Origin of the sequence: Candidatus Halocynthiibacter alkanivorans (assembly GCF_003333265.1) — a bacterium.
Lineage (GTDB): Bacteria > Pseudomonadota > Alphaproteobacteria > Rhodobacterales > Rhodobacteraceae > Halocyntiibacter_A > Halocyntiibacter_A alkanivorans.
On the sequence record NZ_QOLB01000037.1, the window covers coordinates 1 to 20,417 of the forward strand.

Annotated in this window: 22 protein-coding genes; all 22 read right to left on the bottom strand. The window is 58.7% G+C overall.

Translation table 11 applies throughout. The features are described from left to right. Positions 1 to 542 precede the first annotated feature (542 nt). Positions 543 to 2,213, bottom strand: a complete 1,671-nt coding sequence (locus DWA01_RS03080) for a ribonuclease J (protein WP_114284188.1) — start codon at positions 2,211 to 2,213, stop codon at positions 543 to 545. Beyond that, positions 2,210 to 2,989, bottom strand: coding sequence for a type III pantothenate kinase (locus DWA01_RS03085; RefSeq protein WP_114284189.1), 780 nt, complete (start codon positions 2,987 to 2,989; stop codon positions 2,210 to 2,212). Before DWA01_RS03085 ends, DWA01_RS03080 begins: the two co-directional genes overlap by 4 nt. Positions 2,990 to 3,001: 12 nt before the next feature. Next, positions 3,002 to 3,763 (bottom strand): biotin--[acetyl-CoA-carboxylase] ligase, encoded by a 762-nt coding sequence (locus DWA01_RS03090; RefSeq protein WP_114284190.1) that lies wholly within the window; start codon positions 3,761 to 3,763, stop codon positions 3,002 to 3,004. Next, positions 3,747 to 5,183 (bottom strand): NADH-quinone oxidoreductase subunit NuoN, encoded by a 1,437-nt coding sequence (gene nuoN, locus DWA01_RS03095; protein WP_114284191.1) that lies wholly within the window; start codon positions 5,181 to 5,183, stop codon positions 3,747 to 3,749. The genes DWA01_RS03090 and nuoN overlap by 17 nt, the downstream gene beginning before the upstream one ends. 11 nt (positions 5,184 to 5,194) lie before the next feature. Next, positions 5,195 to 6,733: an NADH-quinone oxidoreductase subunit M gene (locus DWA01_RS03100; protein WP_114284192.1), complete on the bottom strand. Its 1,539-nt coding sequence runs from the start codon at positions 6,731 to 6,733 to the stop codon at positions 5,195 to 5,197. Continuing rightward, on the bottom strand, positions 6,733 to 8,868 hold the full coding sequence (gene nuoL / locus DWA01_RS03105; RefSeq protein WP_114284193.1) for an NADH-quinone oxidoreductase subunit L: 2,136 nt from the start codon (positions 8,866 to 8,868) through the stop codon (positions 6,733 to 6,735). Before nuoL ends, DWA01_RS03100 begins: the two co-directional genes overlap by 1 nt. 6 nt (positions 8,869 to 8,874) lie before the next feature. Then, entirely contained in the window at positions 8,875 to 9,180 is a 306-nt protein-coding gene (gene nuoK, locus DWA01_RS03110) for an NADH-quinone oxidoreductase subunit NuoK (protein ID WP_114284194.1), read from the bottom strand. A 101-nt stretch (positions 9,181 to 9,281) separates the two neighbouring features. Then, positions 9,282 to 9,896 (bottom strand): NADH-quinone oxidoreductase subunit J, encoded by a 615-nt coding sequence (locus DWA01_RS03115; protein ID WP_114284195.1) that lies wholly within the window; start codon positions 9,894 to 9,896, stop codon positions 9,282 to 9,284. Next, complete coding sequence (locus tag DWA01_RS03120; protein ID WP_114284196.1) at positions 9,893 to 10,300, bottom strand: carboxymuconolactone decarboxylase family protein; 408 nt, start codon at positions 10,298 to 10,300, stop codon at positions 9,893 to 9,895. Before DWA01_RS03120 ends, DWA01_RS03115 begins: the two co-directional genes overlap by 4 nt. After that, positions 10,297 to 10,791: an NADH-quinone oxidoreductase subunit NuoI gene (nuoI, locus tag DWA01_RS03125; RefSeq protein WP_114284197.1), complete on the bottom strand. Its 495-nt coding sequence runs from the start codon at positions 10,789 to 10,791 to the stop codon at positions 10,297 to 10,299. The genes DWA01_RS03120 and nuoI overlap by 4 nt, the downstream gene beginning before the upstream one ends. Before the next feature lies 1 nt (position 10,792). Further along, positions 10,793 to 11,833, bottom strand: a complete 1,041-nt coding sequence (nuoH, locus tag DWA01_RS03130) for an NADH-quinone oxidoreductase subunit NuoH (RefSeq protein ID WP_114284198.1) — start codon at positions 11,831 to 11,833, stop codon at positions 10,793 to 10,795. A gap of 11 nt (positions 11,834 to 11,844) precedes the next feature. Beyond that, positions 11,845 to 12,249, bottom strand: coding sequence for a hypothetical protein (locus DWA01_RS03135; RefSeq protein ID WP_114284199.1), 405 nt, complete (start codon positions 12,247 to 12,249; stop codon positions 11,845 to 11,847). Then, positions 12,246 to 14,264, bottom strand: coding sequence for an NADH-quinone oxidoreductase subunit NuoG (gene nuoG / locus DWA01_RS03140; protein ID WP_114284200.1), 2,019 nt, complete (start codon positions 14,262 to 14,264; stop codon positions 12,246 to 12,248). Before nuoG ends, DWA01_RS03135 begins: the two co-directional genes overlap by 4 nt. 10 nt (positions 14,265 to 14,274) lie before the next feature. Further along, positions 14,275 to 14,679: a DUF5333 family protein gene (locus DWA01_RS03145; protein ID WP_114284201.1), complete on the bottom strand. Its 405-nt coding sequence runs from the start codon at positions 14,677 to 14,679 to the stop codon at positions 14,275 to 14,277. Further along, positions 14,676 to 15,071, bottom strand: a complete 396-nt coding sequence (locus tag DWA01_RS03150; protein WP_114284202.1) for a DUF5333 domain-containing protein — start codon at positions 15,069 to 15,071, stop codon at positions 14,676 to 14,678. The genes DWA01_RS03145 and DWA01_RS03150 overlap by 4 nt, the downstream gene beginning before the upstream one ends. Positions 15,072 to 15,078: 7 nt before the next feature. Beyond that, the gene (locus DWA01_RS03155; RefSeq protein ID WP_114284203.1) at positions 15,079 to 15,567 is read right to left on the bottom strand and encodes a DUF3291 domain-containing protein; all 489 of its coding nucleotides are present in this window, start codon (positions 15,565 to 15,567) and stop codon (positions 15,079 to 15,081) included. 8 nt (positions 15,568 to 15,575) lie between these two features. Beyond that, positions 15,576 to 16,874 carry an NADH-quinone oxidoreductase subunit NuoF gene (gene nuoF / locus DWA01_RS03160; RefSeq protein ID WP_114284204.1) on the bottom strand — a complete coding sequence of 433 codons (1,299 nt, stop codon included), beginning with the start codon at positions 16,872 to 16,874 and terminating at the stop codon, positions 15,576 to 15,578. 11 nt (positions 16,875 to 16,885) lie between these two features. Continuing rightward, on the bottom strand, positions 16,886 to 17,104 hold the full coding sequence (locus DWA01_RS03165) for a DUF5337 domain-containing protein (RefSeq protein WP_114284205.1): 219 nt from the start codon (positions 17,102 to 17,104) through the stop codon (positions 16,886 to 16,888). A gap of 98 nt (positions 17,105 to 17,202) precedes the next feature. Next, complete coding sequence (nuoE, locus tag DWA01_RS03170; protein WP_114284206.1) at positions 17,203 to 18,282, bottom strand: NADH-quinone oxidoreductase subunit NuoE; 1,080 nt, start codon at positions 18,280 to 18,282, stop codon at positions 17,203 to 17,205. Then, a complete protein-coding gene (locus DWA01_RS03175; protein ID WP_114284207.1) occupies positions 18,282 to 19,490 on the bottom strand; it encodes an NADH-quinone oxidoreductase subunit D in 1,209 nt (402 codons plus the stop codon). Before DWA01_RS03175 ends, nuoE begins: the two co-directional genes overlap by 1 nt. A gap of 2 nt (positions 19,491 to 19,492) precedes the next feature. Continuing rightward, entirely contained in the window at positions 19,493 to 19,786 is a 294-nt protein-coding gene (locus DWA01_RS03180; RefSeq protein ID WP_136057652.1) for a hypothetical protein, read from the bottom strand. A gap of 20 nt (positions 19,787 to 19,806) precedes the next feature. Next, the gene (locus DWA01_RS03185) at positions 19,807 to 20,415 is read right to left on the bottom strand and encodes an NADH-quinone oxidoreductase subunit C (RefSeq protein ID WP_114284228.1); all 609 of its coding nucleotides are present in this window, start codon (positions 20,413 to 20,415) and stop codon (positions 19,807 to 19,809) included. Positions 20,416 to 20,417 lie beyond the last annotated feature (2 nt).

The following is a 20,417-nucleotide window of genomic DNA, read 5'->3' on the forward strand; positions in this document are numbered from 1 at the left end:
ACACCTGCAGGTGTCATCCGTCACGCCAGGCCGGCCTTTTTCGCTACGCCCCCCTGGCGTCATCTGCCGCTCCAGGCCCGCCACTTGCGTTCTGCTGCCAGCCTAACACCGCAACCCTGGCGCCAAAGCCCTGCCACCTGCCCGCCATCCCCCGGCTGCAACTGGCACTTCCGCCGCCGGCAGATGCTCCCGCCCGTCAAAGTCAGGCGGCGCCTGCCCTTTCCCGTTGGGCCGCGCAGCTTGCTATGCAAGCTGCAGAGACGGGTTTATCCGGCGCCGGCAGCCTCCACGCCATCGGCTGCATCACTGGCTGCATCAACGCCAGCGTCGCCGTCAACCCAAAACGCCACCACCACGTTGTCTGGCGCCGCTTCAGTCACCGGGTTTTCCGCCAGGCCAGGCGCGGCTCGCGACTGTGTCCGCCGCCGCCCTCAGAGCGGCGCTGCAGCTGGCCCGCGCCAACAAAAAAGGCCACACCCCGGGGGCGTGGCCTTTTCCAAGCGACTGCGAACATCAACAGCCGCTGATTTTGCGTCGAAGTCTTACGCAACCAGACGGCTGATAATGATGGTGACTTCCGGCTTTTTGCCGATCTCGTCATTGCCGCTCTTGCGCAGGATGCGTTTGATCGCTTCATGCATTTTGTCATCGTCGCGCAGCACTTTACGGTCCGCCCGCATCAGCCACTGATTGACATCGCCTTCCAGCACTTCGACCAGCGGCGCGCGGGAAATACCGGTCTCCGGCAGCCCCATCAGCTCGCACCAGCTTTCGCCCAGCGGTTTGTCATCCTCGTCGATGATGATAGTGCAGGTGACATGTCCGTTCAGTGCCATGCGGATCCGGTCCCGCACCACCCCGTCAAGTGCGCCAATCTGCACGCGACCATCCAGATAGGTGCGTCCGGTTTCGACAAATTCAACGATCTTGGCGGTCTCGCCGCTCAGATCCAGCATGGTGCCGTTGGGCGCGATCACGCCCTCAAACCCATGTTCCGCACCCAGTTTCACATGTTCGCGCAGATGGCGGTGTTCGCCATGCATCGGCACCAGGATCTGTGGCTGAACCACCGCATGCATTGCCGCCAGATCGGGCCGGTTGGCGTGGCCGGATACGTGATACAACCCGCTGGGATCATCCACCACATCCACCCCCATTTCAGAAAACGCGTTCTGAATGCGGCTGACAGATTTTTCATTGCCCGGGATGGTTTTGGAGGAGAACAGGAACGTATCGCCCTGCTTCAGCTTCAGACCGAGGTATTTGCCGCGCGACAGCTGTGCAGTGGCAGCACGGCGTTCGCCCTGCGACCCGGTGGTCAGCAGCATCACCTGGTTGCGCGGCAGTTTGGCCGCTTCTTCCGGGCTGATGGTTTTGGGGAACTCGGCCAATACGCCGGTTTCCAGACCCGCGGTCACCATCTTGCGCATCGCACGGCCCAGCAGCACCACGGAGCGTCCCGCCATCGAACCGGCAGTTGCCAGCGTTTTGACCCGTGCAATGTTGGAGGCAAATGTGGTCGCCGCCACCATGCCGGGCTGATTGGAAATCAGCTCCACGGTGGCGTCAATGATGTCGGCCTCGGAGCGGCCGGGGTTGGGCGAAAACACGTTGGTTGAGTCACAGACCAGCGCTTTTACGCCACCTTTGGACACCTCGGCCCAAAGTTCCGGATCATAGGCTTCGCCGACACCCGGGTTCAGGTCCAGTTTGAAATCGCCGGTGTGGAGCACGCGGCCCGCCGGGCTGTCGATGATCAAAGCCGAGCTTTCCGGGATCGAATGGCTGATCGGCAGGAAGCTGACCTCAAACGGCCCCACTTCTACCGTTTCCGGATACGCGCCAACGGTCTTGATCATCATCTCATCATGGCCGCGCTCTTCAAACTTGAGGCGTGCCAGATGAGCAGTGAATGTACGGGCATAGATCGGCACGTTCAGACGTGGGAACAGATGGCCGATGCCACCAATATGGTCCTCATGCGCGTGGGTGATGAAAATCGCATCAAGCCGGTCCACCCGCTTGGTGATCCAGTCCACATCGGCCATGATCAGGTCAACCCCGGGGCTGCCGTCCATTTCCGGAAAAGTCACCCCAAGATCGACGAGGATGAAACGTTCTTTGCCCTTAGGGCCATAGCCATAAACATAGCAGTTCATGCCAATTTCGCCGGCGCCGCCCAGCGGCAGATAGATCAAACGTGCGCTGCTCATGTGCTGCCCGTATCCTTGTTGTATTGGTGAATGACGATCAGACCATGCATGGTCAGAAACTCGTCGAAATGGTCAAACAGGGTATCGCCCTGTTGAAACAATGGCGCAAGCCCGCCAGTGGCAATAACTTTCATCGGACGCACATATTCCGCCTTTATCCGGTCGCAAATGCCGCGCACGAGGCCAACATAGCCCCAGAACACGCCAGACTGCATGCAATCCACCGTATTGGTGCCGATCACTTTCTGAGTTTTGCGCACATCCACATGTGGCAAAGCGGCGGCGGCCTCATGCAGCGCCTGCAGCGACAGGTTCACCCCCGGCGCAATCACGCCACCGATATAAGCGCCGTCTTCGGCCACAACGTCAAAGGTGGTCGCGGTGCCAAAATCGACCACAATCACATCGCCGCCATAACGGTCAAAAGCGGCGGCGGTGTTCACCAGCCGGTCAGGCCCGACCGTGGTACCCTCGTCCACCCGCGGATTGGTTGGCAAAGCGCATTCGGCATTGCCCACCACCAGCGGCCGGCAATTGAAATACCGATCACACATCACCCGCAGGTTAAACACCACCCGGGGCACGGTGGAGGAAATCACCACCTCAGTAATGCCGGCGTCGATCTTGTGCACACTCATCAGCGTCACCAGCCAGACGTAATACTGATCGCCGGTGCGGGTGTGCTCGCTTGAAGTGCGCCAGGTGGCAATGAAATCTTTGCCGTCCCAGATCGAAAACACCGTATTGGTATTGCCGCAGTCAATTGCCAGAAGCATCAGCTGCCCCCTTCAGAAAAAAACTTCCGCCGCCGGGATCACCAGGCGGCCTTTTGCCGTAGATAGAACAAGATTGCCCCCGGCGTCTATGGTTTCGAATGTACCGTGATGTTCGTCCCGCATGGTGCGGGCCCGGATCACCTCGCCCAGACGCGCCGCGCGCGCCAGCCAGGCGTTGCGGACCGGCTCAAACCCATAGGTCACAAACTGCGCTTCCCAGCGGGCATAGGCCGGCGCCAGAAGATCCAGAAATTGCTCGGGCGTCAGCCGCACCCCGGTGGCACTTGCCAGGGACACTGGTGCTGTTGCGTCTTTTTCCAGGGTTTCAGGCCTGGGGGCGTGCAGCAGGTTAACCCCGATGCCAATGGCTACATGGCTGACTTTGCCGCCGCTGAAGCCGCTGCTTTCCAGCAGGATGCCAGCGACCTTGCCGCCGTTCAACAACACATCATTGGGCCATTTTAACGCAAAGGCCTGCTCGCGGCCGGTGGCGGCGACAAAAGCCTCATGCAGCGCCAGTGCCGCGACAAAACTGCGCAAAGCCACCTGGTCGGGTGCCTCTTCGGGCCGCATCACCAGGGTGGCGGCAAAATTGCCCTCCGGGTCGTTCCACACCCGGCCGCGCCGGCCCCGCCCTGCGGTCTGACGCAGGCCAAGAATCCACTCCGGACCAGCAAGAGAGGCCGCAACGCGTGCGGCCTCTGCATTGGTACTGTCGATTTCAGGCAAGACCCTGCGGCCTACGCCATGGGGCCAGTCAGCGGACAAGAGCATCCGCCGCCGCAGCAGCCATCCCTTCAACACCGAACATGTTGATAATGCCCAGCAGCATCACCGCAGCGGAGCCCATCAGGAACACCCAGTTCACGGTGCTGATGCCACTGTCCAGCGCGTCTGTTTCTTCGCCGAAATACATGAAATAGACGATACGCAGGTAATAGAATGCTGAAATCACCGAAGCAATCACACCCAGAACCGCCAGCCAGATCAGATCGGCCGAGACCGCCGCATCCAGCACGCTCAGCTTGCCAAAGAAACCCAGCATCGGCGGCACACCGGCCAGGCTGAACATCAGGACCAGCACCGCCATCGCCTTCAGAGGCTCAGCCCGGGCATACTGGTTCAGCGCGTTGATATCTGTCACCGGCTGACCATCACGCTCCATCGACAGGATAAAGGCAAAGGTGCCGATGTTCATGGTGACGTAAATCACCACGTAAATCAGCATCGCCTGTACGCCGCCGGTGGTGCCGGCCGCCAGCCCCATCAGTGCAAACCCCATGTGGGAGATCGACGAATAAGCCATCAGACGTTTGATGTTGCGCTGACCGATCGCCGCAATGGCGCCAAGGAACATCGAAGCGACTGCAAGCACCGCAATCACCTGGCTCCACTGGTCTACAACGCCACCAAAGGCGTCAAACATCAGCCGCGCGAACAGCGCCAGCGCTGCCACTTTTGGCGCGGTGGCAAAAAACGCGGTGACCGGTGTGGGCGAGCCCTCATAAACGTCCGGTGTCCACATGTGGAACGGCACGGCAGAGACTTTGAATGCCAGACCGGTGATCATGAACACCAGACCAAACAGCAGCCCGATGCTGGCTTCATCGCCCGCCGCTTCCAGAATGCCGGAGAACAGCGTGGTGCCGGCAAAACCATAGGTCAGCGAAGCACCGTACAGCAACATGCCCGAGCTCAGCGCACCAAGCACGAAATACTTCAGGCCAGCCTCTGTGGAACGGGCCGAGTCCCGGTTCAGTGACGCCACGACATAAAGCGCCAGAGACTGCAGCTCCAGCCCCATATAGAGCCCCATCAGGTCGCCAGCAGACACCATCATCATCATGCCAACAACCGACAATGTCACCAGCAGCGGATATTCAAAGCGCAGCAGGTTGCGTTTCAGCAGGAAGGACTGGCCCATCAGCAGTACTGCCGCAGCCGACCACAGAATGGTGACCTTAGCATAACGCGCGAATGCATCGTCATTGAACATGCCGTCAAACGCGGTGCGGGAGCCCGCGCTCGAGGAGGCAATCCAGAGCCCCAGTACCACCATCACAGCAGCGCTCATCGCCACCATCAGCGGCGCCGTTTTGTCCTTGCCGGTGAAGACGCCGAACAACAGCGCCCCCATGGAATAGATCGCCAGAACGACCTCAGGAAGAACAATGGAGAAATCAGCGGAATTCATGTTCTCACCTCTTAGTGGCTGCTGGCCTGCGCCACCACATCAAGTGGCTGCGCGGCGGCGTAATTGGATACCAGTGCTTCAACGGAAGGGCTGATAATGTCGAGAACCAGGCTGGGGTAAATGCCCAGGATCAGGGTGGCCGCCACCAGCGGTGCCATGATCCAGCGTTCCCGCATGGTCATATCGGAAATGGTCTTCAGGCTTTCTTTGATCAGATCGCCGAACACCACGCGCCGGTACAGGTACAGCGCATAAGCCGCCGAAAAGATCACCCCGGAGGTGGCAATCATCGCCACCCAGGTGTTGACCTGGAAAATACCGACGAGCGTCAGGAATTCCCCGACAAAACCAGAGGTGCCCGGCAGGCCCACATTGGCCATGGTGAAGAACATGAACACCAGCGCATAGGCCGGCATCCGGTTCACCAGACCACCATAGGCTTCGATCTCACGGGTGTGCATGCGCTCATAGATCACCCCAACCGCCAGAAACAAGGCGCCGGAGATAAAGCCGTGGCTGATCATCTGGAAAATCGCCCCGTCCACACCTTGCTGGTTGGCCGAGAAAATCCCCATGGTGACAAACCCCATATGCGCGACGGAAGAATAAGCGATCAGCTTTTTCATATCCTGCTGCACCAGCGCCACCAGCGAGGTGTAGACAATCGCAATCGCACTCAGCCACAGAACCATCGGTCCGAACACTTCGGATCCGACCGGGAACATCGGCAGGCTGAAGCGCAGGAAGCCGTAGCCGCCCATTTTCAGCAGGATCGCCGCCAGTACCACAGAACCGCCGGTTGGCGCCTGTACGTGGGCATCGGGCAACCAGGTGTGCACCGGCCACATGGGTATCTTGACCGCAAAAGAGGCAAAGAACGCCAGGAACAACAGCCCCTGCAACCCGCCACCAATGCTGATGCCCAGCACTTCCAGCGGACCGGAAGCGAATTCGTGGTTCATCAGTGCTGCGATGTCGGTGGTGCCCGCATCAATATACATGGCGATGATCGCCACCAGCATCAGCACCGAACCAAGGAAGGTGTAGAGGAAGAACTTGAACGAAGCATAGACCCGGTTGGCGCCGCCCCAGATGCCGATGATCAGGAACATCGGGATCAGACCGGCTTCAAAGAACAGGTAGAACAGGATCAGGTCCAGCGCGCTGAACACACCAATCATCAGTGTTTCAAGCAGCAGGAAGGCGATCATGTAATCTTTGACGCGCTTGTCCACATTCCACGACGCCAGGATGACCAGCGGCATCAGGAAGGTGGTCAACATGACGAACAGAACCGAAATCCCGTCGACGCCCATGCGGTAGTTCAGCCCCATGATCCAGCTGCGGTTCTCAACGAACTGAAAGCCGGTGTCCTGAGGGTCAAACTGCGCAATCACAAACAGCGACAGCAGGAAGGTGACCGAAGTGGCAAATAAGGCCACGTATTTGGCGTTCTTCTTGGCGGCTTCATCATTGCCGCGCAGAAAGACTGCCATGACCAGCGCCGCCACAGTGGGCAGGAAGGTGATAATAGAAAGCAGGTTATCCATTACTCGACACCCCCGCCGATCGACATCCAGGTAATCAAGATCGCTATCCCTAAGACCATCGCAAATGCATAGTGAAACAGGTAGCCCGACTGTGCCCGGCCCGCCATGCGGGTCAGGTAGGGCACGACGCCCATAGCCAGGCCGTTGAGACCGCCGTCAATGGTTTTCTCGTCGCCCTGTTTCCACAGGAAACGACCCAGCGCCATTGCAGGACGGACAAAGATGACATCGAAGATCTCATCAAAGTACCACTTGTTCAGCAGGAACAGGTAAAGTGGCTTTTGCGCTTCGGCCAGACGCCGCGGCCAGTCAGGACGGCGCATATAGAACATATACGCGGTGCCCAGGCCCAGCAGCATGGCAATAAACGGTGACAGTTTTACCCAGTCCGCAACTTCATGGGCTTCTTCCAGCACCATGTTGTCAGCGCGCATATAGATCGCACCCTGAGGCGCCACCGCGCCTCCGGCCATCGCAACATTGTGCTCTGACATCGCAACCACGGTCTCTTCCGCATTGTGCTCGGAGGTGTCCGCGACTTCCGCCTCAGCTTCACCGCCATGGGAAGATCCGGCTGTTTCGCCGCCCTCGCCTTCAACAGCCGCGATATGCTCAGGCATGCCAAAGAACTCACGCGATTTTTCCACATCGCCAAAGAAGCTGCTGTAGAAAATAAAGCCGGAGAAAATCGCGCCCAGAGACAGCACACCCAAAGGCACCAGCATCGACATCGGGCTTTCATGCGCATGGTCATGCGTATGTTTGTCGCCCCGTGCTTCGCCAAAGAAGGTCATGAAGATCAGACGCCAGGAATAGAAACTGGTGAACAGAGCCGCGATGACCAGCATCCAGAACGCGTAATCCGACACCACATAGGCGCTCTCGATGATCGCGTCTTTCGAGAAGAAACCAGCAAAACCAATATAGGTGAACGGAATGCCGACACCGGTGATGGCGAGCGTACCGATTACCATCGCCGCAAAGGTCAGCGGGATCTTTTTGCGCAGACCACCGTAGTTGCGCATGTCCTGCTCGTGATGCATCGCATGGATCACGGAACCGGCCCCAAGGAACAACAGCGCTTTAAAGAACGCATGTGTCAGCAGGTGGAACATCGCCGCGCCGTAAACACCGGCACCGGCTGCCACAAACATGTAACCCAGCTGGGAACATGTCGAATAGGCGATCACCCGTTTGATATCGTTCTGTACCAGACCGACTGATGCCGCAAACAGCGCCGTGGTCGCGCCAACGATGACGATAAAGTCTTTCGCGTAGGGGGCATATTCCATCAGCGGCGACATCCGCGCCACCAGGAACACACCCGCAGTCACCATGGTCGCAGCGTGGATCAGCGCCGACACAGGCGTCGGGCCTTCCATCGCGTCCGGCAACCAGGTGTGCAGGAACAGCTGTGCCGATTTGCCCATCGCGCCGATGAACAACAGCATCATCAGCAGATTGGCAGCATTCCACTCAGCCCACAGGAAACTGATCTGCGTTTCCGCCAGTTTTGGCGCCGCCGCAAACACGTCTTCCAGCCGGATGCTGTCGACCATGTAGAACAGACCAAAGATCCCCAGCGCAAAACCAAAATCCCCGACCCGGTTGACGATGAACGCTTTCATCGCCGCCGCGTTGGCGGACGGTTTTTTGAAGTAGAAGCCGATCAGAAGATAGGAGGCAACACCGACGCCTTCCCAGCCAAAGAACATCTGCACCAGGTTGTCGGACGTCACCAGCATCAGCATGGTGAAGGTAAAGAACGACAGGTAAGCAAAGAAGCGTGCCCGGTAGGGTTCGTTGTCGCTGAAGTTCTCGTCATGGGCCATGTAGCCGATGGAATAGAGATGCACCAGGCTCGACACCGTGGTCACAACCACCAGCATTGTCGCCGTCAGCCGGTCCATACGGATCGCCCAGTCAATCGACAGGCTGCCACTTTCAATCCAGCGGAACAGGGTGATGGTGCGGGTCTCTGGCTCCAGCCAGATAAACACGATCCAGGACAGCAGCGCCGCCAGGAATAACAGCCCAACGGTCAGATACTGTGCCGGCTTCTCGCCAATCACTTTCCAGCCAAACCCGGCCAGGATCGCACCCACAAGTGGTGCAAACAGAATGATGGTTTCCATGAACCCTTACCCTTTCATCACATTGACGTCTTCAACGTCAATGGTGCCGCGGTTGCGGAAGAAACTGACCAGGATCGCCAGACCGATCGCAGCTTCCGCTGCGGCCACTGTCAGTACGAACAGGGTGAAAATCTGCCCGACCAGGTCGTTCAGAAAGCTCGAGAACGCAACCAGGTTGATGTTCACAGCAAGCAGCATCAGTTCGATCGACATCAGAATGATGATCACGTTTTTTCTGTTCAGGAATAACCCGAAGATGCCGATGACGAACAGCGCCGCCGCCACCGTCAGGTAATGTTCAAGTCCGACCATGCGTCCCTCGTTTTCTGCCCCGCTTTTTGTGCCGGGCTACCGTCTATTTCGCCGGCCCCGCGGATCGTCCCGCAAAGCCAGTATTATTCTGCCGGGCGGGCTTAAAGCCCCTGCCCCGGTTTCACATCTTTAAGTTCCATCGCCTCGGCCGGATCACGATAGATCTGGGCCAGGATGTCCTGCCGTTTCACATTGGTACGGTGACGGATCGTCAGCACAATCGCGCCCACCATCGCCACCAGCAGGATCAGGCCCGCAGACTGGAACAGGTAGATGTATTTGGTATAAAGCAGCTGCCCGATCGCGGCTGTGTTCTGCACCTCTTTGATATCCGGGGTCACCGCCTGACGCTGGCCCATCGCCAGGTCAGAGCTTTCCCAGACACCAAAGCTCAGGCCCAGCTGCAACAGGATCACCACCCCGATGAGCAAAGCCAGCGGCACGTGTTTCGTCATCTCGCCCTTCAGCGCAGCAAAATCAACGTCCAGCATCATCACCACAAACAGGAACAACACCGCCACCGCGCCGACATAAACGATCACCAGCAGCATGGCGACGAATTCAGCGCCCAGCAGCACGAACAGACCCGAGGCCGACAGGAAGCTCAGGATCAGCCACAACACCGAATGAACGGGATTGCGCGCCACAACCGTGAACAGCCCGGCGGTCACCAGGGTCAGGGAAAATATGTAAAATGCGATATCTGCGACAGTCACTTGCTGCCCTCCTCATTCTCGGCAAAGACCGCCTGAGCAAACTCAAGCGCCCGTGTCATGGCAGGCAGTCCGCCCAGCACCGACATCTGACAGATCGCTTCCGCGATCTCTTTCTCACTGGCCCCGGCCGCAAGCGCGTGGGAGACAGTGGATTTAAACATTGGTTCGGCCAGAGCCCCCATGACGGTCTGACCCGCCAACAGGCACAACAGCCGGGTTTTTGCGTCCAGCCCGGTGGGGTTGAACGCGGTCCCCCACATCATATCCATCATCTCTTTGGACATGGTGGGCACCAGCTTTTCAAACCCTGCCGCGCTGAAAGTCTCCAGCGCAGGGTTGATGTCGCGGGCCATTTTCTGGCCCTGTTCCATCATCTGTTCAAAAAGTTTGGTGTAATCACTCATCGGTACGGTGCATCCAGTTCCAGGTTGCGGGCAATCTCGGCTTCCCAGCGTTCACCGTTGGCAAGCAGTTTGTCTTTATCATAAAACAGCTCTTCACGGGTCTCGGTGGCATATTCGAAATTCGGCCCCTCAACGATGGCATCCACCGGACAGGCTTCCTGACAGAAACCACAGAAGATGCATTTGGTCATATCGATATCATAACGCGTGGTGCGGCGGCTGCCGTCCTCACGCGGTTCGGCATCAATGGTGATCGCCTGCGCCGGGCAAATCGCTTCGCACAACTTACAGGCAATGCAACGCTCTTCGCCGTTGGGGTAGCGTCGCAGCGCATGTTCACCGCGGAAGCGCGGGCTCAGAGGCCCTTTTTCATGCGGGTAGTTCAGCGTCACCTTGGGGGCGAAGAAGTACTTAAACCCCACCCGGAAACCGGCAATGATGTCGGTCATCAGGAAGTATCTGACCGCGCGGGTATAGTCGATATTTGCCATATCAGCCTCCGATCGCCCAGCGGGCATAAGCGCCGCCAAAGGCACCATATTGCGCAAAGAATGCGACCAGTACGACCCAGCCCAGAGACATTGGCAGGAATACTTTCCAACCCAGACGCATCAGCTGGTCATAGCGGTAGCGCGGCGTAATCGCCTTCACCATCGCGAACATAAAGAAGAAGAACAGCATCTTGCCGATCAGCCACAGAATGCTGTCGGGAATGCCCGGGATTGGCGACAGCCAGCCGCCAAAGAACAACAGCGAGATCAGCGCGCACATCAGCACTACTGACAGCAGTTCGCCCATCATGAACAACAGGAACGGGGTCGAGGAATATTCCACCTGATAGCCCGCCACCAGTTCCGATTCCGCTTCCGGAAGATCAAACGGAGGCCGGTTGGTTTCCGCCAACGCCGAAACGAAGAACAGAATGACCATCGGGAAATGTGGCAGCCAGTACCAGGAGAACAGCCCGTAATTGCCGTCTTGTGCCGCCACGATGTCACCAAAGTTCAGCGACCCGGTAGAGATGATCACACCGATGATGATCAGACCGATCGACACCTCATAAGAAATCATCTGTGCCGCAGAGCGCAGGCTGCCCAGAAAGGCGTATTTTGAATTCGAGGCCCAGCCACCCATGATGACACCGTAGACTTCCAGCGAAGACACCGCGAAAATATACAGCACCGCGACGTTGATATCCGCAACCACCCAGGTCGGGTTCCACGGGATCACCGCCCAGGCAATCAGCGCCAGAACAAAGGTCATCATCGGCGCCAGGTAAAATACGAACTTATCCGCACCGGCCGGCACCACGACCTCTTTAACGATATATTTCAACAGGTCGGCAAAGGATTGCAGAACCCCGAATACACCCACCTGGTTGGGACCACGGCGCATCTGGACCGCGGCCCAGACCTTGCGGTCCCCGTACATAAGAAAGGCAAGCGCTACAAACAGCGGCACAATAACAAGCAAAGCCTGTCCCGTGACCAGCAGAGCGATCCCCAAAGTTGTTGTCGTGAAGAATTCCATCATGGCTTGGCCTCTCACACCGTCGGTATTCCCTCGGCCACGCAGTTGCGGACGGTGACTTCAGCGTCAATCGTCCGGCTTCCACGCGGGAGCGCTGGCGAGATGGTGTAAACAGCATCTCCCTGCCAAACGCCACCCTCTTGCGTCACATTTGTCCGCACATGACGCGCAAATCCGTATCCCCGGATCAGCGCGTATTGCGCGGCCGCACATTTCGCATAGCTGGCCACATCATTGTTGTCCCGTGCGCCTGTCACAGACACACGAAAATTCACCAGATCCCCATCCCAGAGACGGGTCTCAATTCCGTTGTAAACGGGGCGGTAGTCATCGACCAACGCCACGTTTGGTTGTGTCACACAGCCCGAAAGCAGCAAAAAGCCCGCCGCCGCCAGCGCATATGTGACACCTGTGTTCATTCTGCCGCGAGCTTTTCTTTGCCGCGCGCCGCAACCGATGCGGACAGTTCCGCCATCAGCGCCGACGCCCGAGCAACCGCGTTGGTCAGATAGAAATCTTTCACCGCATTGCGGAAGCTTGCCTTGCCCATTTTTTCAACCGGCAGTGGCGCCCATTCGTTTGCAGGCACCTGATCGATCCCGCCCAGATGTGGCACGGCTTTGACCAGGTCATTGCGCAGCTGCGCCAGGCTGTCAAACGGCAGTACCGCGCCCAGCTCAGCCGACAGCGCCCGCAGGATCGCCCAGTTTTCCTTGGCCTCGCCCGGCGCAAAACTCGCCCGCATGGCCAGCTGTGGCCGGCCTTCGGTGTTCACGAACAACCCGTTTTCTTCGGTATAGGCCGCAGCCGGCAGGATCACATCGGCACGATGCGCACCGCGGTCGCCATGGCTGCCCTGGTAGATCACAAACGCACCGGCGTCGATTTCGACCTCATCCGCACCGAGATTGTAAATCACCTCAGCGCCGTCAAGCGCCGCCTCCATGCCGCCGGTTGTGGTGGCACCGATGTCCATCGCGCCCACGCGGGCGGCGGCAGTGTGCAGCACCAGCAATTTGGACTCGGTGATTTCCGCAAAGCGCATCGCCTGGCTCATCACCGCTTCGCCATCGGCTTCCTGCAATGCGCCCTGCCCCACAATCACCAGGGTGTCTTTGCCAATGGCATCACCCTCGTGTTTGGCAGCCATTTTTTCCAGCGTCGCACGGTCGGTGCCGAGGTGGAAATATTCGTAGGTCAGATCAACCGCCTCACCGACAACACCGATTTTGGCACCGTTGATCCAGGCCCGGCGGATGCGCGCGTTCATCACCGGCGCTTCCAGACGTGGGTTGGTGCCGATCAGCATAATCGCCTTGGCGCTGTCGATGTCCGCAATGCTGGCCGTGCCAACATAGGCCGACCGGTTGCCCTCGGGCAGACGGGCGCGGTCGGTGCGGCATTCCACTTTACCGCCCTGGCCCTCGACGAGGGTTTTGAGCGCATAAGCAGCTTCAACCGGCACCAGATCGCCGATCAGACCGGCAATCTTTTTGCCTTTCATCGCGCTGGCAACAGCCGACAGGGCTTCGGGCCAGCTGGCTTTGCGCAGCTTGCCGTTTTCGCGGATGTAGGGCGTGTCCAGACGCTGACGGCGCAGACCATCGACCACAAAGCGGGTCTTGTCGGAAATCCACTCTTCATTCACGCCATCATGGTTGCGCGGCAAAATGCGTTTCACTTCGCGCCCTTTGGTGTCAATGCGGATGCTCGCCCCCATCGCATCCATCACGTCGATGCTCTCGGTCTTGTTCAGCTCCCAGGGCCGCGCCGTAAAGGCGTAAGGCTTGGAGGTCAGCGCGCCAACCGGGCACAGATCAATGATATTGCCCTGCAGATTGCTTTCCAGCGTCTGGTTCAAATAGCTGGTGATTTCCGCGTCTTCGCCACGACCGGTCTGGCCCATCTGAGTGATGCCGGCGATCTCAGAGGTAAAGCGCACACAGCGGGTACAGGAGATACAGCGCGTCATCGTGGTCGAAACCAGCGGCCCCAGATCCAGATCATCCACCGCGCGTTTCATCTCATTGAAACGGCTGCCCGACAGACCATAGGCCACGGCCTGATCCTGCAGATCGCACTCACCGCCCTGATCGCAGATCGGGCAATCCAGCGGGTGGTTGATCAGCATGAATTCCATCACGCCTTCGCGGGCCTTTTTGACCATCGGGCTGTTGGTTTTCACCACCGGCGGCTGGCCTTCCGGACCAGGCCGCAGATCGCGCACCTGCATCGCGCAGCTGGCGGCGGGCTTGGGCGGACCGCCCACAACCTCAACCAGACACATGCGGCAGTTCCCGGCAATCGACAGACGCTCGTGATAACAGAAGCGCGGCACTTCAATGCCCGCCTCTTCACAGGCCTGAATAAGGGTCATGGCCGGATCGACCGACACTTCTTTGCCGTCAATGATGATTGTGCGCAACTCGCTCATGTCACCTAACCTATTCCTGAAGGAGCTTGCCGATCGGCGTTCTGCCGGCAATCTCGCTTTTGCCAAGCGCACAAAGCGCGCTCTCATTTTTCTCGACCACACCATTGGCGCGGTAGAATTCATCCGCCGCCACAGCGATCCGGGCCAGATAGGCCTCGTCGCGCAGCAACATAATCTGCCCGGTGCTGTAACCGCTCCGGGAAATCTGTTTCATCATCTTTTTGGTCAGCCGGTTCATCCGGCGCTGATTGACCGAAATGGCGGGGCAACCGCCGACGACCTCAGTGACCACCACCGACTGCACCATGCTGTCAAACACCACAGCGTCATCGGCCAGCGTCGTCGCATAAGCCGGCGCACCCAGCAGCAACGCGGCCAGGCTCATCCTTGCAAAGGTCATCAACGTCGATGTCATTTCGCCCTCAACAATCTGCCGGACGAGCTTCCGGCGGCAATTTCACCACGCCCGGCGGCGCAATAGCTGGCGCTGTCACCGGCACTGACACCGTGGCCCACAAGATACTCCTGTGCCGCCGCAGCCACCCGCGCCTTGTCGGTATCATTGCCAACAAATTCTTTAATCTCAGCCGCAGAATAGCCCAGCTTACCGGCCTGGCGTTTCAGCGACGACATATAGCTGATCGCGCGGAAATAACGAGGGCTGATATCACCGCAGTTCTTGCGGATCGCATCGGCCACCGCCACTGCGATTAAACCGTCATTGATCTGCTTTTCGTCACGCAGGCTGGCCTCAGCCACAGAGGCCGTTGCAAGACTGACAAGAAGGGGGATTAAAACACGTTTCATAAGGGGATCACTCCGCTGCGGAAACACGGCTGAGGGAATCCCACAGCGGTGTTTCTTTCAGATAAGACCAGCCAAAAGCCTGGTCACTGTCCCCATAGTTCTGCAACGCTTCGAGCTTTTGATAAGCCTCTGTCAGCGTCGGCTGATGCCCTTCCGGCACCCACCACATGACAAAAAACATGTGGTCTAACGTTTCAAACCATTCTGAGCGGCGCATCACAAACGCCTTGTGAACGGTGTTGAACACAAAATCCTGCAGGCTGGTAACATCGCGCCAGACTGACATGTTTGGGATCAGACGTGCGTCTGCCTCCCCCGCCAGATCGGTGGCATCATTGCCCTCCCCGACCAGACGCCAGACAAACCCCTCACTGCGCTCGGCAATCGCGTTCACCTTATCAAGCGCCGCCATAAACGGCGCCACGCGTGCGTCATCAACATCGGCCACAAGGCGCCCGATGTTAAGTTCTGCAAGCTGATATCCGGTGGGGGTCATTGTCTGGTTTACTCCGCCGCCATCGCGCCCATACGGCCGGTCTTGCTGGCCTTGAGCCGGTCTTCGATTTCTTCGCGGAAATGACGCACCAGACCCTGAATCGGCCAGGCCGCCGCATCGCCAAGCGCACAGATCGTATGACCTTCCACTTGTTTGGTGATGTCCAGCAGCATGTCGATCTCTTCGACTTCGGCGGTGCCTTTGACCAGACGGTCCATCACCCGCATCATCCAGCCAGTGCCTTCACGACACGGGGTACACTGACCACAACTCTCGTGTTTGTAGAACTTGGACAGGCGCCAGATCGCTTTGATGACGTCGGTGGACTGATCCATCACGATCACCGCCGCGGTGCCCAGACCGGAGCGCTGTTCGCGCAGCCAGTCAAAATCCATGATCGCACCGTCGCGCATCACATCCGCCGGCAGCATCGGCACCGACGAGCCACCCGGGATAACCGCTTTCAGATTGTCCCAGCCGCCACGGATACCACCACAGTGACGGTCAATCAGCTCTTCAAAGGTGATCGACATCGCCTCTTCAACCACACAGGGGTTGTTCACATGACCGGAAATGCCAAACAGTTTGGTGCCCACATTGTTGGGACGACCAAACGAGCTGAACCACTCCGGGCCGCGGCGCAGAATGGTTGGCACAACGGCGATGGATTCCACATTGTTCACCGTGGTCGGGCAGCCATACAGACCAGCACCGGCCGGGAACGGCGGTTTCATCCGCGGCATGCCTTTTTTGCCCTCAAGGCTTTCCAGCAGCGCGGTTTCTTCCCCACAGATATAAGCGCCGGCACCGTGGTGCAGGAACACATCAAAAGCCCAGCCCGATTTGCAGGCGTTTTTGCCCAGCAGACCGGCATCATAACATTCGTCAATCGCCGCCTGCAGCGCCTCGCGCTCGCGGATATACTCGCCGCGAAGATAGATGTAGCAGGTGTGCGCATTCATCGCGAAAGAGGCGATCAGCGCGCCTTCAATCAGCGTATGCGGATCGTGGCGCATGATCTCGCGGTCTTTACAGGTGCCAGGCTCGGATTCATCGGCATTGATCACCAGATAGGCCGGGCGACCATCACTTTCTTTCGGCATGAACGACCATTTCAGCCCGGTGGGGAAACCCGCACCACCACGGCCGCGCAGACCAGAGGCCTTCATCTGATCCACAATCCACTCGCGGCCATTCTTCAGAATACCCGCCGTGCCATCCCAGTGGCCGCGTGACTTGGCACCGGCCAGGCTGCGGTCGTGCATCCCGTAAAGGTTGGTAAAGATCCGGTCCTGATCCTTCAGCATAGCGTGCTTCCTTACTTGTCCTGGCGCCCGCGCCAGATCTGATACGTCATCACCAGGGCCCAGAAAAAGGCACCCAGCGCTGCGAGGTCAAAGGCAAAGGCAAAGGCAAACGACAGCCCCAGTTTGCCGCCCAGCCATTGCACCCCAAGCCAGACGAACATTGTGACGATAATCACAACCGCAACCACTCTCATTTTAGCTGCGTTTTCTGCGTCTTGGTCAGGGGCCATTTCGGTCCTCGGTTTACTTGGACGGCCAGGCCGCCCGGTTCACTGCCGTTTGCCGGCAAAATTCGTCAGTCCCCGGCGCGCGCCAGGGTCATAGTCTCTCAGTCGCCTTTGGCCAGAGCCGCCGCCGCTTCAAGCCAACCGTCACGCGCGATGCGGCCTTTGGCTTTCAGGCGGGCCTCAACCCAGTTCACTTCCGCCTCACTCCATTTGGAGATCTGATCGAAATGATAAAATCCAAGCTCATTCAGCGTTTGCTCCAGCTTGGGGCCCACGCCTTTCAGCTTTTTCAGATCATCGGCGCCGGCTTTGCGCGCGGCTTTCATGGTGCGGGGTTTTTTCTCCGCCGCATCATCCGCCTTTGCCGCCGGTGCGGCCTTTGCTTTTGCTTTCGCCTGGTTCACCGCGGACACCGGACGTGCCGGCGCTGCCGGTGTCGGGCTGGCGGCTTCACGACCGGCGACTTTGCCGTCCTTGCCAATCCAGGGGGTCAGCAGAGGCACTTCGGTGCCGTCAATGCGCTTGATGCTGTCGCCAATATCGACCGCCAGCTGGGCGCTGACGTTATACTGGGTCTTGCCGCTTTCATAATCGGTCAGCGAAGTCAGCCCTGACAGAGGTTCTGCCGCGTACCGGCCGTTCTGCGGACCCGGTACAGGCACGTCGCCCGCCGCCATCTGATCCAGCAGTTCCGCCAGTTTCGCCGCGGTCAGATCCTCGTAGTAGTCTTTGCCGATCTGCGCCATCGGCGCATTGGTGCAAGCGCCCAGGCATTCGACTTCTTCCCAGGAGAACTTGCCATCTGCCGACAGGGCATGTGCTTTGGCGTTGATCTTGTCCTGACAAACAGCAACCAGGTCCTCGGCGCCACAGATCATGCAGGACGTGGTGCCACAGATCTGGATATGCGCCACCGAGCCCACCGGCTGCAGCTGGAACATGAAGTAAAACGTCGCAACTTCCAGCACCCGGATATAGGCCATGCCCAGCATGTCCGCGATATGTTCAATCGCCGGACGCGTCAGCCAGCCAAACTGTTCCTGAGCGCGCCACAACAGCGGGATCACCGCCGAGGCCTGACGGCCCTCGGGGTATTTGCTGATCTGACCGTCGGCCCAGGCCTGGTTGGCAGCGGTGAATTCAAAATTGTCCGGTTGTTCCGGATGCAGACGGCGCAGCATTAGCGGTCCACCTCCCCAAATACGATATCCATTGTGCCGATGATGGCCGCGACGTCGGCCAGCTGGTGGCCAGTGGCGACATAATCCATCGCCTGCAGGTGCAGGAAGCCCGGTGCGCGCAGCTTGGCGCGGTAGGGTTTGTTGCTGCCGTCTGCCACCATATAGACGCCAAATTCACCCTTGGGCGCTTCCACCGCAGCGTAAACTTCGCCGGCGGGGACTTTGAAACCCTCAGTGTAAAGTTTGAAGTGATGGATCAGGCTTTCCATCGATGTTTTCATATCGGCGCGTTTGGGCGGGCTCAGCTTGCCGCGCGACATCACGTCGCCTTTTTCCACCCGCAGTTTGGCAATCGCCTGACGCATGATATGCACCGACTGGCGCATCTCTTCCATCCGGCACAGGTAACGATCGTAACAGTCACCGTTCTTGCCCACTGGGATCTGGAATTCAAACTCGTCGTAACATTCATAAGGCTGGCTGCGGCGCAGATCCCAGGCCAGGCCGGAACCCCGCACCATCACACCCGAAAAGCCCCAGGTCTTGATGTCATCCTCAGTGATCACACCGATATCACAGTTGCGCTGCTTAAAGATCCGGTTCTCGGTCAGCAGCGTGTCGATATCGTTCATCACCTCCGGGAAGGTCTCGGTCCAGGCCTCGATGTCGTTCAGCAGATCATCGGTCAGATCCTGATGCACTCCGCCGGGACGGAAGTAGGCGGCATGCAGACGCGCACCACTGGCCCGCTCATAGAAGATCATCAGCTTTTCGCGTTCCTCAAAGCCCCAGAGCGGCGGCGTCAGAGCCCCCACATCCATTGCCTGAGTGGTCACGTTCAGCAGGTGGTTCAGCACCCGGCCGATTTCCGAGAACAAAACCCGGATCAGGCTGGCGCGGCGTGGCACATCGGTGCCGGTCAGCTTTTCAATGGCCATGCACCAGGCGTGTTCCTGGTTCATCGGCGCCACGTAATCCAGACGATCCAGATAGGGCAGATTCTGCAGGTAGGTCCGGCTTTCCATCAGCTTCTCGGTGCCGCGGTGCAACAGGCCAATATGCGGATCCGCACGTTCGACCAGCTCGCCGTCCAGCTCAAGCACCATGCGCAGCACCCCGTGTGCCGCCGGGTGCTGAGGCCCGAAGTTGATGTTAAAGTTGCGGATCTTTTGCTCACCCGTCAGAGTGTCGCCAAATTTGCCGTCCATAATCAGACCCTCACCATATTCGCGCACAGCCGCTGGGGCCGCACACCGAAGGTTTTGCGTGCAAACAAAGAAAGCGGCGCCAGATTGCCTGTCGCCTGCTGCCTTTGCACGTCATTCAGTTGCAGCGGCACGCGCTGGCGCGCCCGCTTCGAATTCTTGCTGGACATGGGATTGCCCGGTAGGGAGGCCGGCGCGGCTAAAACCCGCGCGTCAGCCCTTGTCGCGTCACGACGATGCATCCCGGTCACCAAAGTCAGCGCCGCCTGCCCCGCGTGCAGCGCACGGCGTTCAGACATCAGTGCAGGATGCGCCGGCACTAGGCCTTGGCCCCTTTTTTTTCATCGCCGGGCAGGATGTACTCGGCACCCTCCCACGGGCTCATGAAATCAAACTGGCGGTATTCCTGAGTCAGCTTCACTGGCTCATAGACCACCCGCTTCAGCTCTTCGTCATAACGCACCTCGGTATAACCCGTGGTGGGGAAATCCTTGCGCAGCGGATGGCCACGAAAGCCGTAATCGGTCAGCAGACGCCGCAGATCCGGATGACCGGAGAACAGGATGCCGAACATGTCAAACACTTCGCGCTCAAACCAGTTGGCCGACGCGTGCACTTCGATGATTGAGGCCACCATCTCGTCTTCCCGCACCTGGGCCTTCACCCGGATCCGGTGGTTCTGATACATCGACAGGAAGTGATACACGATATCAAACCGTGCGTCCCGTGCCGGATAGTCAATCGCGGTGATATCCACCAGCGAGCTGAATTTACAGCGGCTGTCGATGCGCAGGAACTCACTGAAACTCTTGATCGAAGACAGCGCCACATAGACGGTCAGCTCGCCAAAAGTGATTTCCCAGGACAGCACACAATCCGGGCGTTTCGCCTCCAGATATTCGCCAAGTTCGCTCAATGCTTCACTCATTG

What these genes read in the sequence shown, in the direction of transcription:
- DWA01_RS03080 (WP_114284188.1), bottom strand. Translation starts at nt 2,213, where the DNA reads ATGAGCAGCGCACGTTTGATCTATCTGCCGCTGGGCGGCGCCGGCGAA.
- DWA01_RS03085 (WP_114284189.1), bottom strand. Translation starts at nt 2,989, where the DNA reads ATGCTTCTGGCAATTGACTGCGGCAATACCAATACGGTGTTTTCGATC.
- DWA01_RS03090 (WP_114284190.1), bottom strand. Translation starts at nt 3,763, where the DNA reads ATGCTCTTGTCCGCTGACTGGCCCCATGGCGTAGGCCGCAGGGTCTTG.
- nuoN (WP_114284191.1), bottom strand. Translation starts at nt 5,183, where the DNA reads ATGAATTCCGCTGATTTCTCCATTGTTCTTCCTGAGGTCGTTCTGGCG.
- DWA01_RS03100 (WP_114284192.1), bottom strand. Translation starts at nt 6,733, where the DNA reads ATGGATAACCTGCTTTCTATTATCACCTTCCTGCCCACTGTGGCGGCG.
- nuoL (WP_114284193.1), bottom strand. Translation starts at nt 8,868, where the DNA reads ATGGAAACCATCATTCTGTTTGCACCACTTGTGGGTGCGATCCTGGCC.
- nuoK (WP_114284194.1), bottom strand. Translation starts at nt 9,180, where the DNA reads ATGGTCGGACTTGAACATTACCTGACGGTGGCGGCGGCGCTGTTCGTC.
- DWA01_RS03120 (WP_114284196.1), bottom strand. Translation starts at nt 10,300, where the DNA reads ATGAGTGATTACACCAAACTTTTTGAACAGATGATGGAACAGGGCCAG.
- nuoI (WP_114284197.1), bottom strand. Translation starts at nt 10,791, where the DNA reads ATGGCAAATATCGACTATACCCGCGCGGTCAGATACTTCCTGATGACC.
- nuoH (WP_114284198.1), bottom strand. Translation starts at nt 11,833, where the DNA reads ATGATGGAATTCTTCACGACAACAACTTTGGGGATCGCTCTGCTGGTC.
- DWA01_RS03135 (WP_114284199.1), bottom strand. Translation starts at nt 12,249, where the DNA reads ATGAACACAGGTGTCACATATGCGCTGGCGGCGGCGGGCTTTTTGCTG.
- nuoG (WP_114284200.1), bottom strand. Translation starts at nt 14,264, where the DNA reads ATGAGCGAGTTGCGCACAATCATCATTGACGGCAAAGAAGTGTCGGTC.
- DWA01_RS03145 (WP_114284201.1), bottom strand. Translation starts at nt 14,679, where the DNA reads ATGACATCGACGTTGATGACCTTTGCAAGGATGAGCCTGGCCGCGTTG.
- DWA01_RS03150 (WP_114284202.1), bottom strand. Translation starts at nt 15,071, where the DNA reads ATGAAACGTGTTTTAATCCCCCTTCTTGTCAGTCTTGCAACGGCCTCT.
- DWA01_RS03155 (WP_114284203.1), bottom strand. Translation starts at nt 15,567, where the DNA reads ATGACCCCCACCGGATATCAGCTTGCAGAACTTAACATCGGGCGCCTT.
- nuoF (WP_114284204.1), bottom strand. Translation starts at nt 16,874, where the DNA reads ATGCTGAAGGATCAGGACCGGATCTTTACCAACCTTTACGGGATGCAC.
- DWA01_RS03165 (WP_114284205.1), bottom strand. Translation starts at nt 17,104, where the DNA reads ATGGCCCCTGACCAAGACGCAGAAAACGCAGCTAAAATGAGAGTGGTT.
- nuoE (WP_114284206.1), bottom strand. Translation starts at nt 18,282, where the DNA reads ATGCTGCGCCGTCTGCATCCGGAACAACCGGACAATTTTGAATTCACC.
- DWA01_RS03175 (WP_114284207.1), bottom strand. Translation starts at nt 19,490, where the DNA reads ATGGACGGCAAATTTGGCGACACTCTGACGGGTGAGCAAAAGATCCGC.
- DWA01_RS03180 (WP_136057652.1), bottom strand. Translation starts at nt 19,786, where the DNA reads ATGTCTGAACGCCGTGCGCTGCACGCGGGGCAGGCGGCGCTGACTTTG.
- DWA01_RS03185 (WP_114284228.1), bottom strand. Translation starts at nt 20,415, where the DNA reads ATGAGTGAAGCATTGAGCGAACTTGGCGAATATCTGGAGGCGAAACGC.